This is a genomic window from Paenibacillus albicereus (assembly GCF_012676905.1).
GTDB lineage: Bacteria > Bacillota > Bacilli > Paenibacillales > Paenibacillaceae > Paenibacillus_O > Paenibacillus_O albicereus.
Map to the genome: position 1 here is coordinate 2766415 of NZ_CP051428.1, position 11694 is coordinate 2778108.

At 61.2% G+C, this 11694-nt stretch carries 14 protein-coding genes; all 14 read right to left on the reverse strand.

Annotated elements, in window-relative coordinates:
* Positions 1-16: 16 nt before the first annotated feature.
* Positions 17-1291 (reverse strand): RIP metalloprotease RseP, encoded by a 1275-nt coding sequence (gene rseP / locus HGI30_RS12230; RefSeq protein ID WP_168907817.1) that lies wholly within the window; start codon positions 1289-1291, stop codon positions 17-19.
* Positions 1292-1369: 78 nt separating this feature from the next.
* A complete protein-coding gene (locus HGI30_RS12235) occupies positions 1370-2509 on the reverse strand; it encodes a 1-deoxy-D-xylulose-5-phosphate reductoisomerase (RefSeq protein ID WP_168907818.1) in 1140 nt (379 codons plus the stop codon).
* A gap of 52 nt (positions 2510-2561) precedes the next feature.
* Complete coding sequence (locus HGI30_RS12240) at positions 2562-3356, reverse strand: phosphatidate cytidylyltransferase (RefSeq protein ID WP_168907819.1); 795 nt, start codon at positions 3354-3356, stop codon at positions 2562-2564.
* Between the two features lie 25 nt (positions 3357-3381).
* Positions 3382-4149, reverse strand: coding sequence for an undecaprenyl pyrophosphate synthase (locus HGI30_RS12245; RefSeq protein WP_168907820.1), 768 nt, complete (start codon positions 4147-4149; stop codon positions 3382-3384).
* Between the two features lie 56 nt (positions 4150-4205).
* Complete coding sequence (gene frr, locus HGI30_RS12250) at positions 4206-4760, reverse strand: ribosome recycling factor (RefSeq protein WP_168907821.1); 555 nt, start codon at positions 4758-4760, stop codon at positions 4206-4208.
* Between the two features lies 1 nt (position 4761).
* Complete coding sequence (gene pyrH, locus HGI30_RS12255; protein WP_168907822.1) at positions 4762-5490, reverse strand: UMP kinase; 729 nt, start codon at positions 5488-5490, stop codon at positions 4762-4764.
* A gap of 190 nt (positions 5491-5680) precedes the next feature.
* Entirely contained in the window at positions 5681-6331 is a 651-nt protein-coding gene (gene tsf, locus HGI30_RS12260) for a translation elongation factor Ts (protein WP_168907823.1), read from the reverse strand.
* A 153-nt stretch (positions 6332-6484) separates the two neighbouring features.
* Complete coding sequence (gene rpsB, locus HGI30_RS12265; RefSeq protein ID WP_028597406.1) at positions 6485-7183, reverse strand: 30S ribosomal protein S2; 699 nt, start codon at positions 7181-7183, stop codon at positions 6485-6487.
* A 204-nt stretch (positions 7184-7387) separates the two neighbouring features.
* Positions 7388-7987 carry an endolytic transglycosylase MltG gene (locus HGI30_RS12270; protein WP_168907824.1) on the reverse strand — a complete coding sequence of 200 codons (600 nt, stop codon included), beginning with the start codon at positions 7985-7987 and terminating at the stop codon, positions 7388-7390.
* Complete coding sequence (locus HGI30_RS12275; protein WP_168907825.1) at positions 7980-8573, reverse strand: DUF6115 domain-containing protein; 594 nt, start codon at positions 8571-8573, stop codon at positions 7980-7982. The genes HGI30_RS12270 and HGI30_RS12275 overlap by 8 nt, the downstream gene beginning before the upstream one ends.
* A 46-nt stretch (positions 8574-8619) precedes the next feature.
* Positions 8620-8940 (reverse strand): hypothetical protein, encoded by a 321-nt coding sequence (locus tag HGI30_RS12280; protein WP_168907826.1) that lies wholly within the window; start codon positions 8938-8940, stop codon positions 8620-8622.
* 2 nt (positions 8941-8942) lie between these two features.
* Complete coding sequence (locus HGI30_RS12285; protein WP_168907827.1) at positions 8943-10346, reverse strand: flagellar assembly protein A; 1404 nt, start codon at positions 10344-10346, stop codon at positions 8943-8945.
* Positions 10347-10361: 15 nt separating this feature from the next.
* Positions 10362-11150 carry a FliA/WhiG family RNA polymerase sigma factor gene (locus tag HGI30_RS12290; protein ID WP_168907828.1) on the reverse strand — a complete coding sequence of 263 codons (789 nt, stop codon included), beginning with the start codon at positions 11148-11150 and terminating at the stop codon, positions 10362-10364.
* An 85-nt stretch (positions 11151-11235) separates the two neighbouring features.
* The gene (locus HGI30_RS12295; RefSeq protein WP_168907829.1) at positions 11236-11694 is read right to left on the reverse strand and encodes a hypothetical protein; all 459 of its coding nucleotides are present in this window, start codon (positions 11692-11694) and stop codon (positions 11236-11238) included.

The following is an 11694-nucleotide window of genomic DNA, read 5'->3' on the forward strand; positions in this document are numbered from 1 at the left end:
AACCGACAGCTCCCCTCTACCCTTTGACAAGTCGCAATATATCGTTGTAGGTCACGGCCAGCATCAGCAGCATGAGCATCATGAAGCCGATGACATGGACCATGCTCTCGCGGGCCGGATCGATCGGCCGGCCGCGAAGCGCCTCGATGCCGATGAACACGAGGCGGCTGCCGTCGAGCGCCGGGATCGGCAGCAGGTTGAAGATCCCCAAGTACAGGCTGAGCAGCGCCGCCCAGCTCGTCAGCTGCGTCAGTCCCTGGCGGGCGATCTGGCCCGTCACTTCGGCCGTGCGGACCGGACCTCCAAGGTCATCCAGCTTGAAGTCGCCGGTAATCAGCTTGCCGAAGCCCTGGAAGATGCTCACCGTCATATCCTTCATCAGCGTAAACGTGCCGGTGAACGTTTCCGCGATCGTCGCCGAGCGGCGCGGCGTGCCGGCCGTGACGCCGACCTTGCCGGTCTTGGTCTCGGCATCGAGCTTAGGGGTCATCCTGAACGACAGCGTCTCTCCGCCCCGCTCGACGACGATGTCGAGCGGCTTGCCGGCCGAAGCGCCGATCATCTCGATCATCCGGTTGAAGTCGACGCCGATGTCCTCGCCTGCCACTTTCTGGATCGTGTCTCCCTTTTGGAGACCAGCCTGCTCCGCCGGCATGCCTTCGACGACGCTGTTCACGATCAGATGCCGCGGATTGTCGACCGGAACGCCGGCCATCTGGATGTAGGCGGCGAAAAGCACGATCGCCAGGATGAAGTTCATGAACGGACCGGCCGCGATCGCCAGCGCGCGCTGCCCGACCGTCTTGCTGCCGAACTGGCGGTCCACCGGCGCGATCTGCGTCTCCCGTCCCTTGGCGATCATGAGCGCTTGAGGATGCACCTCGTAGCGTTCGGATTCGCCCTCGACGAGCAGCTGCACGAACAGCCCGCGCTCCAGGTCGATCGCCTCGACCTCGCCGCGGATGACGCCGCTGCGCTCATCCAGCTTGTCGAGGTAAAGCCGCGTCGTCTTGCCGTTCTTGACGCGGATCGCGATCGTCTGCCCTTCCTGGATCTCGACCAGCTCCGGATCCTCTCCCGCCATGCGGACGAAGCCGCCCGCCGGCACGAGACGGAGCGTGAAGCGGGTCTCGCCCCGTTTGATGGAGAACAGCTTGGGACCGAAGCCGATGGCGAACTCGCGGACGAGGATGCCCGCGCGCTTCGCAAAAAAATAATGTCCCCATTCGTGAATGGTGACAATGACGAAAAACACGAGAACGGTCATGAAGATGACCTGCAATGTACCCATCGATGTCGGTGCCTCCTGTCGCTTTAGGCCTGTACCTTAGATTATCATTATTCTCCAGCCCGGCACAAGAGAACCGACTTAGAGGGCGGCCGCCAGACGGCGGGCCCACCGGTCCGCCTCGGCGATCGATCCGAGATCCGGATCGGATGCAGGATCATGCTTCTCCATCACTTGCTGCAGGATGGACTCGATGGCGAGGAATTCGATCTCGCCGCGCAGGAAGCGCTCGACCGCGATCTCGTTGGCGGCGTTGAACACCGTCGTCGCGGTCCCGCCGATGCGGCCGCACTCGTACGCGAGGGCGAGGCAGCGATAGCGGTCGAAGTCCATCTCCCGGAACGTGAGCCGGCCCAGCTCGGCCAGGCTCAGGCGGCCCGTCGGCGAAGGAAGCCGCTCGGGATAGGACAGCGCGTACTGGATCGGCACGCGCATGTCCGGCAGTCCCAGCTGCGCGACGATGCTGTGGTCGTTGAACTCGACATAGGAGTGGATGATGCTTTCGGGATGGATGAGCACGCCGATGTCGTCGTAGTCGAGTCCGAACAGCCAGCGGGCTTCGATCACTTCAAGCCCCTTGTTGACCATCGTCGCGGAATCGATCGTGATCTTGGCCCCCATCGACCAATTCGGATGGTGGAGGGCCTCCTGCACGGTGACGCCGCGCAGCTGGTCGCGGGTACGGTCACGGAACGACCCGCCCGAGGCCGTCAGCGTGATGGCTTTGACATCCTCGCGACGTTCTCCGTTGAGACATTGGAAGATGGCCGAATGCTCGCTGTCGACCGGCAGGATCGAGACGCCCTTGCGCCTGGCCTCCTCCATGACGAGATGGCCGGCGGTCACGAGCGTCTCCTTGTTGGCGAGCGCGATGTCGCGCCCCGCCTCGATCGCCGCCAAGGTCGCCTGCAGGCCGCGGCTGCCGACGAGCGCGGTGACGACCGTGTCGGCCTTGCCGCCGGCGGCAAGCTCGACCAGCCCCTCCTCGCCTTGCAGCACGTCGATCTCGCGAGGGAGCGCCTCGCGCGCGGCGCGGGCCGCCTCCTCCGTTGCCAGGCAAACGCGCTTCGGCCGGAAGCGGAGCGCCTGCTCGATCAGGAGCGCGGCGTTCGATCCCGCTGCAAGGCCGTCCAGCGCGTACCGGTCCGGGTGATGCGCGACGATGTCCAAGGTTTGCGTTCCGATCGAGCCGGTCGATCCGAGCACCGTGATTGTTTTCAAAGCGATCGACTCCTTGTGTGGCAAGTATGTACCCGAACGGCGCAGGGCCGTCCTAGAGCGGCAGCAGTCCCGTCAGCACGAGCAGCGGGAAGACGATGATCCAGCTGTCGCAGCGGTCGAGCACGCCGCCATGTCCCGGCAGCAGCTTGCCGCTGTCCTTGACCCCCCGATGCCGCTTGTAAGCCGATTGGATGAGATCGCCGAACTGTCCGGCTACCGCCGCGACCGCTCCGATCGCGACTGCCCGGCCGAAGCCGATCGTTTCCGGCGCGGCAAGCTGGAAGGCGATCGCGACCGCGATCGCCGCGATGATGCCTCCGAGCGAGCCCTCGATCGTCTTGTTCGGGCTGATCGATGGCCACAGCTTGCGCTTGCCGATCGCCTTGCCGATGAAGTAGGCTCCGATATCCGAAGACCAGATGCAGGCAAAGCTGAGGAAGCTCAAGTACAGGCCATGCTGCTCGATGCTTCGGACATCGCCCATCGCGGCGAAGCCGAAGCCGACATAGACGGCGCCGAGCAGCAAGAGAGCGGCCCCGTCGACAGCGAAGCGATTCTTGCTGACGACCGTAACCGACAGCAGCAACAGCAGCAGCAGCCATATCGCCGCGCTGCTGGATGGAACGTCAACGCCCAGCTCTTCCCACGGAACCATAAAAAAAAGCACCCCGGCGAAGCCGAGCAGCCCAGCCGGGTGGAAAGGGGATATGCCGTTCAGGCGCGCGAATTCAAAAAAACCGATCAAGGCGAGCAGAAGCAGCAGCAGCTCGTAAGGCACGCCGCCGATGACGAGCAGCAGCAGGAACAGGGCGCCTGCTCCGAGGCCGGTTAAAATCCGTTGTTTCATCGCAATTTTCCTCGCTTGGAGCGGGCTAGGACAATCCTCCGAACCGTCTGCCCCGCCGCTGGTATTCGATGATGGCCTCCTGGAACTGCTCCTCCGTGAACGAAGGCCAATAGACATCGGTAAAGTAAAGCTCGCTGTAGGCAAGCTGCCAGAGCATGAAATTGCTCAGCCTCAGCTCGCCGCTGGTCCGGATCAGCAGATCCGGATCCGGCAGATCGCTGCTGAGCAGACGGCTTTCGAACAACGACTCGTCGATTCGCTCCGGATCCAGCTTGCCTTCGGCCGCCTCGCGGGCGATGGCCCGGACGGCGTCGGCCATTTCGGCCCTGCTGCCGTAGTTGAGCGCGAAGTTGAGCACGAGGCCGGTATTTTGCCGGGTCTTCTCGATCGCTTCCTCAAGAGCTTCGATCGTATAAGACGGCAAATGCTCCCGGTATCCCATCATGCGCACCTGCACGTTGTTCTCGATCAGCTCTTCCAGCTCCAGCGCGAGAAACTCCTGCGGAAGACGCATCAAAAAATCGACTTCCGTCTTGGGACGCTTCCAGTTTTCCGTGGAGAAAGCGTACAAGGTCAAATACTTCACGCCGGCTCTGTCCGCAGCCATCGTGACTTTTTTGACCGCCTTCATTCCGGTATGATGGCCGGCGATGCGCGGCAAGCCGCGATTCTGGGCCCATCGCCCATTGCCGTCCATAATAATGGCGACATGCTGCGGCACATTTTCCCCGGACGGAAGCTCCGCTTCCTGCGGAGATGCCTTGCCCCGTTTTGACCACAGTCTGTCGATCATCTTCCTTCCTCCCCGCAGGCGTTGAAGCCCGTTCTGCAGCCTGGCTTTCGCCGCAATCAGACTTCCATGATTTCCTTCTCTTTGGCGGCAAGCACCTTATCCACCTCGGCGACGAATTTGTCCGTCGTCTTTTGGATGTCGTCTTGATGGCGCTTGGATTCATCCTCGGAGATGTCCGTCTTCTCCAGCTTTTTGATGGATTCGTTGGCGTCGCGGCGAATGTTCCGGATCGCCACTTTCGCCTCTTCGCCGAATTTCTTCGTCATCTTGACGAGCTCCGTGCGGCGCTCCTCCGTCAGCATCGGCACCTGGATGCGGATCGACGCTCCATCGTTCGATGGCGTCATGCCGAGGTCAGACTTCATGATGGCGCGCTCGATTTCGGCCAGCGACGATTTGTCCCACGGCTGGATGAACAGCGTGCGCGAATCGGGCGTGTTGATGTTCGCCAGCTGGTTGAGAGGCGTCAAAGCGCCATAATACTCGACCGAGATGCGGTCGAGCAGAGCAGGAGTCGCACGGCCGGCACGAAGCGTCGCGAGATCGCGCTTCAGCGCTCCGATCGCTTTCTCCATGCGGTCGGCAGCATCGGTTTTAATCGTTTGCGGCATGTCAGTTGGCACTTCCTTTCACGATGGTTCCGATCTTCTCTCCGAGCACGACCCGCTTAATATTGCCAGGGATCGTAATCGCGAATACGACGAGCGGAATGTTGTTGTCCATGCAGAGCGAGGTGGACGTGGAGTCCATGACGCCGAGATTGCGGTTGAGCACGTCCAGATAGGTCAGCGTTTCGAATTTTTCGGCAGTGGAATCCTTGAACGGATCGGCGGAGTATACGCCGTCCACTTTGTTCTTGGCCATCAGGATGACCTCGGCTTCAATTTCGGCTGCGCGCAGCGCGGCTGTCGTATCCGTCGAGAAGAAAGGATTTCCGGTTCCGGCCGCGAAGATGACGACCCGACCTTTTTCCAGGTGGCGGATCGCGCGGCGGCGAATATAGGGCTCAGCAATCTGCTGCATGGCGATGGAGGTCTGAACGCGCGTCGGAACGTCAATGGATTCCAAGGCGTCCTGGAGGGCGAGCGAGTTCATGACCGTTGCGAGCATGCCCATATAGTCGGCCGTGGCCCGGTCGATGCCTTTTTCCGTGCCGGCAATGCCGCGCCAGATGTTGCCGCCGCCGACGACGATGGCTACCTCTACGCCCAGCTCCACGACTTCCTTGATTTGCTGCGCGATCGACGAGATGATTTCAGCTTCGATGCCGTAGCCGGCCTGACCGGACAGCGATTCTCCGCTCACCTTCAGTACGATGCGCTTATAGACGGGATTCTCCAACGTCAATACCCCCATGTTCAAGACAGATTTCGGTGCAAAAAAAGTTTTGGCAGTGCGGCGCTGGACAAAAGCTTCGCATAAAAAAAACAGGCGGGGGCGGAAGCCCCGCCCCGCCTGTCCTCGCGTTCGGTATCGGTTCGGAGACCGCCGGCCGATAGGACCGGCAGCGTCTCCAGCAATGGATAGTGGCTTACAGCTTCGCTTGCGACATGACTTCTTCAACGAAGTTGTCGACTTTTTTCTCGAGGCCTTCGCCAAGCTCGAACCGAGCGAAGCGACGGATGGAGATGTTCTCGCCGATCGTGCTGATCTTTTCGTTCAGCAGCGTCGTAATCGTCTTGTCCGGATCCTTGATGAAAGGCTGTTCCATCAGGCAGAACTCTTCGTAGTACTTGCTCAGGCGGCCTTCGACCATCTTCTCGACGATGTGGGCCGGCTTGCCTTCGTTGAGCGCTTGAGCTTTCAGAATCTCGCGCTCTTTTTCCAGCTCGTCTGCCGCCACTTCTTCACGGCGAACGTATTTAGGACCTACAGCAGCGATCTGCATGGCGATATCCTTGCAGAATTCGCGGAACTGGTCCGTCTTGGCGACGAAGTCGGTCTCGCAGTTGATCTCGACCAGCACGCCGATGCGTCCGCCGGCATGGATGTAGGATTCTACGACGCCTTCCGTAGCGACGCGGCCGGCTTTGTTCGCTGCCGCGGCGAGGCCCTTCTCACGAAGCAGCTCAGCCGCTTTCGTCAGGTCTCCGCCTGCTTCTTCCAGCGCTTTTTTGCAATCGAGCATGCCTGCTCCCGTTTTTTCACGCAATTCTTTGACTGCACTCGCATTGACTGCCATCTGATGTTCCTCCCGATGCCTGCATGCAGGCCAAGTTGTCCGCTTCGAGCGGGTTGTTTCCTCTATGGTCCCTCAAAAAAAGGGCGGCGAGGAGGCTTTCACCTTCTGACCACCCTTATCGTTCACCGTGTTGGGAATTCCTTCAAAGCCAGCTTAGGCAGTCGTTTGCTCGCCTTGGTTGGCTTCGACGATGGCGTCAGCCATCTTGCCCGTCAGCAGCTTGACTGCGCGAATCGCGTCGTCGTTGCCCGGAATGACGTAGTCGATCTCGTCCGGATCGCAGTTCGTGTCGACGATGCCCACGATCGGGATGCCCAGCTTGCGGGCTTCTGCGACGGCGATGCGCTCTTTGCGCGGATCGATGATGAAGAGGGCGCTAGGCAGCTTGCGCATGCCCTTGATGCCGCCGAGGAACTTCTCGAGACGATCCTTCTCCTTGCGGAGGATGATGACTTCTTTTTTAGGCAGGACGTCGAACGTGCCGTCGCCTTCCCATTTCTCCAGCTGGCGCAGACGATCGATGCGCTTTTGGATCGTGGAGAAGTTGGTCAGCGTGCCGCCGAGCCAGCGTTGGTTGATGTAGAAGTTGCCGCAGCGCTCCGCTTCTTCCTTGACGGAGTCCTGAGCTTGCTTTTTCGTGCCGACGAAGAGGATGGAGCCGCCGTCTTCCGCAATGGAGCGGACGAAGTTGTACGCCTCTTCTACTTTTTTGACCGTCTTTTGCAGGTCGATGATGTAAATGCCGTTACGTTCGGTGAAGATATAGCGATCCATTTTCGGGTTCCAGCGGCGAGTTTGGTGGCCGAAGTGAACACCAGCCTCGAGCAGCTGTTTCATGGAAATCACTGCCATCTTCAACACCTCCTAAGTGGTTTTTATTTGTGTCCTCCGCCGATGTCATCTTCGCCCAAGACTCCCGCTTCCGGAAGCACCCTTGACCAAATTAACCGGCGTGTGTTTTTAACACCGTCAATTACTATAGCATACCGGGCTTGCCAGCGCAACTGTCCGCTCGTCCTAGAAAAGAGGCGTTCTCGCTCGAAAGCGTGCGTCTCTTCACCGCTCTTGCTTGTCCAGCCAGGCCTTGCCTTCGCCGGGATCCATCGGCTGACCGGCCAGGATCGCCTTCAAGTCTCCGAGGCCGGGCTTGCCTTCGATCTTGAAATAGCCGGCGCGTACGAGCGGAACCGGCCTCTGCTTCTCCATGTAGTCCAGAAAGCCTTTCTCGCTTGCGATCAAACCGTGTTTCTTCAATAAAGAAGCCGTATCGGTCAGGCTGCTTCCCGGCTCGATCCGGATGACGACAGCCGCGGTTTTCTTGGACGGCGTCGCGCTCGGCTTAGCCTCCGCTTTTGGAGGAGACGCGGCCGGTGGCGCGGAGGGCGTAAGCTTCGGACTGCCGGAGGGCGGCAAGGAAGGCTCGGGCTCGGCCTGCGGGCCCGAGCTGGCGGCAGCTTCCGCCGCTTCGGCCATCTCCGCCTTGGCCCGCTCGACCGCCGCCTGGACGAGCAGGTCCGCTTCCTCGGCCGTGTAGACCGCGTCTGGCGGCGGATCCGGCAGCGGCTCGCCGGCCTGACCGGCCAGCAGCAGCTGCAGCAGCAGAGCGCCGGCCATGATGCCGAGGCCGAGGCCGGCCCAGAACGGACGGCTAAACATGGCGGGCCTCCTCCTGCTTGGCCAGCTGCTGGATCAGCAGCACCTCGCCTTTGTTCATCCCGAGCCGCTTCGCGATCTGCTCGATGGACAAGCCTTGCTCATGCAAGTCGAAGAGCACCCGGAACCGCTGCCGGATGCTCGAGCTCCCCCCCTGCGCATCGCGAGCAGGCTCGGCGGCGGCACCGGCATCCCGCTTCGCGACTTGGGGCGAAGCATCTGCGCCCAGCCGAGCCGGTCCTTCCTCGGCTTCGGCAGAGGCCGCAGCGGCGATCGACGCCTCTTGCTGCTCGATCGAGCGCTGCAGCCGGGCGCAGCGCTCCTCTAGCTCGGCGATCCGCTCCTCGCGGCGTTTCGCTGCGTCCATGTCCTGTTCCTTGGACGACAGCACGAGGCCGGTCAGATCGCGCTGGCTCTGCTCCATGTTTTCCATGAATTGCTCTAGTGCAAGCTCCATCTGCTGAAGTCCCGCTTCCGAAGCGCCGCGACTCTCCTTCTTTTTCGCGCCGCGTCCGCGCGACAGCAGATTGGACCAGACGAGCACGACCGCTCCGACGAGGACAATATAGTGCCAGGGCTGCATGTTCATCGTCCGTCTTCCTCATTTCCCTTTCTTTTTCGCGATCCCTCGCGCTTTACAAGCGGATGTCCAGACGGCGGCCTTTGTACGGGTGCGCCGGCTGATCCTCCGGCGGCTTCGCGCTCTCCGGCTGCCCGCTCCTATCCCCGTTGTTTGAAGCGCCGGCTCCGCCTTCTCCATGCCGATAGCCGATTTTGGCGTCAGCCCGGCTTTCCAGCTCGGTGCTGCGGCTTCGATCCTGTTCCGTCTTTTTGGCCGCCTGCTCCGCCTGCAGCCGCGCCTCTGCGGCCAAGCGGCTTTGAAGCTGGCTTTGCTGCATGCCCGTTTCCTGCGTCTTCGGCACCGACACCTGAAGATCGACCGGTCGATAAGGCATGGCTAGACGATGGACCCCATCTGGATTTCGCCTTCAAGAAAGCGGAATTGCACGCGGGACGTCGGCTCTTTAATGAAGCGCGTGTAACGTCCGATCATCACTTTCGTGCCTCCGAATACGGTGCCCCGCACCTCGACCTTCGCCGAGCTTGAGTCCTCGAGCGAGCGCTCGATGTCCAGGATGCGCTCCCGCGCCTCATCCATCTCCTGCACCGCCTGCTTTTTCGTCGCGGCCAGCTTGATCCGAAGAGCCAGCTTGTCGGGAGCGATCGTTCCCGCAGCCGCCAACTGATCGAGAAGCGCCAGCGCCTTGTCGGTCTTGTCGAGCGCTTCCGCTTTCGATTTCACGGCGAGGCGCAGCTCCTTGAGCTCCTCGCGCAGCTCCGGCTTGACGCCGACCTCGATCGACGTGGCGGTGGACATCGAATTGCCCGCAGTGCGCACCTGCACCGTTTCTCCGGCCTGCACGACGCCTCCGACCAGCAGCCCTTTGGCGCCGCCGCAGACGACATGCCTTCCAGCCCGCACCTGCGAATGCATGATGCTTTGGCTGACGAGCACGTCTTCCCCGGCGAACACCGTGCCGTCCTGGATGAACGAGCAGCGAACCGCATGTCCCGCCTTCACGGACCCTTTGCCGCCGCCCATGATGCCGCCGGTGATCTCGATCGATCCCTCCGTCTCCAGCTCCGCTCCCTCGACTCCGCCGACGATGCGGATGTCTCCCGCCGCCTTGACCCGGAAGCCCGTCAGCACGTTGCCGCGGATGACGACCGTGCCGACGAAATCGATATGGCCGGTATGGTAATCGACATCTCCGTTGACCTCGTAGACGGGGAACACGTTGATCGTATCGGATCCGGTTATCGTGAACAACCCGTCGATGGCCGCGTAAACGAGAGTCCGATCCGCGTTGCACACGACATTTTTACCCGCTTTGATGCGGGCTTCCTTTCCTCTGCGGCCAGGAACCTCCGTTCCGGTCACCGTCTTGCCGGGCTCGCCATCCGTCGCGGGCAGCCTGCGGGCAATCAGCTGGCCTTTTTGAACGTTGAGCAGTCTCGACGTCTCCTTGTAGTCGACCTTGCCGTTGTCCGATTGTTCGGGCTTCGGCTCCGCGCTGCTCTCGATCGTAAGCTCGATCCTCCCATCCTTGCCCGTCTTCGGCGGGAGGCCCTTGGCGATAGGAGTCTGCTGCAAGCTATACGAGGATGGATCGTTCGAAATCGCATGGAGCAGATCGTATTGGATTCCATATGTAATGCCGCAAGCTCGCAGGAAACGCTCGAGCTCGGCGGCGGTGCAGGCAAAATCCTCTTCGCAGCGAATGAACTGCAGCAGCGCCGTCATCTGGTCGGGAGCGACGTTCACGCTCAGCTGCTGCTGCAAGTCTAGCTGTTCCTTCATCGTTCGAGCCTCCTTCTAGGAGTTCTGCATCAATTGGTCCTTCTGCTTGGAAAGCGCGCCTCTCAGCCGAAGGATCGCCTTGGAGTGCAGCTGGGAGATGCGGGAAGGCGAAAGGGACATGACCTCGGCAATCTCGCTCAGCGACAACTCTTCGTAGTAAAAGAGGGAGACGACGATGCGCTCTTTCTCCGTCAGCTTCTCGATGCCTTTCACCAGCGACTCTTTCAAAAAGAATTCGTGGACCTTATGGTCGGGATTCTTGGCCTTTTCATCCACGAGCAGCGACATGCGGGTCTCGCTCTCTTCCTCCCGGATCGGATCCTCGAGCGAGCAGACCGTCGTGACGGCGATTTCCTGCAGCATGACCGTGAATTCCTTTTCCGACACCTGCAGATAGGTGCTGATTTCCGAATCGCTCACCGATCTGAGGTAGTGCTGCTCCAAATGCTGATAGGCTTCTTCGATCCGCTTCGCCTTCTCGCGGACCGACCTCGGGACCCAGTCTCCTTGCCGAAGGCCGTCGATGATCGCACCGCGAATTCTCCAGGAGGCGTAGGTCTCGAACTGCAGGCCGCGCTTATAATCGAATTTATCGATCGCGTCGATGAGGCCCATGACTCCGTTGCTCGCCAAATCATCCTTCGAGACGTTTTTGGGAAGGCCGATCGCCATCCGGTTCGTGACGTAGTCCACGAGCGGCAGATACTGCTCGATCAACGCTTTTTTCGCGTCGAGATCCTGCTCCTCTTTCCACTTTTCCCACATAGGCATGTTGGATAAATGAGGCGCCTTAGGCTCAATCATCGTCCTCAAGCCTCCTTCGCTTTCGCCATCCGGCAGGTCTGATCGGACCTTGCCTGACTTCGTCTGCTCGGACTCCAGCCGAGCGTCATTTGTCTTCCGAATTCCACTGTCGCACCGCCTGCAGCAGGTCTTGCTCGGCCGGCTGCTCCCGCGCCGCGCTCAGCTGCGGAGGGGACAGCCGCTGGAAGGAACCTGCTTCCTCGCGGACGGCATGGGGCTCCCGCTGGCCATGCACCCGCTCGCCATCGGGCGCCTTCCACCCCTCGCGCAGCAGCTCCTCCAGCTCCTCGCTGCCGGCAGCCTCGAGGTCGAGCGCCGCTCCCCGCCCTGCGTAGGACTCGTCCGCCCCCGCTGCGGACGCCGGATCCGGAAGGGTGAACGTGAGCAGGAAGCGCAGCGCGTATGCGAGCAGCCAGAACGCTGCCGCCGCTGCGAGCGCCCGCACACCGCCGACGTCCCAAGGATTGCGGCCGGCATTCAGCACCAGCGTGAGCAGCGCTCCTCCTGCCGCGATCCAGCCGTTGATTCGCCATGAACCTACCAT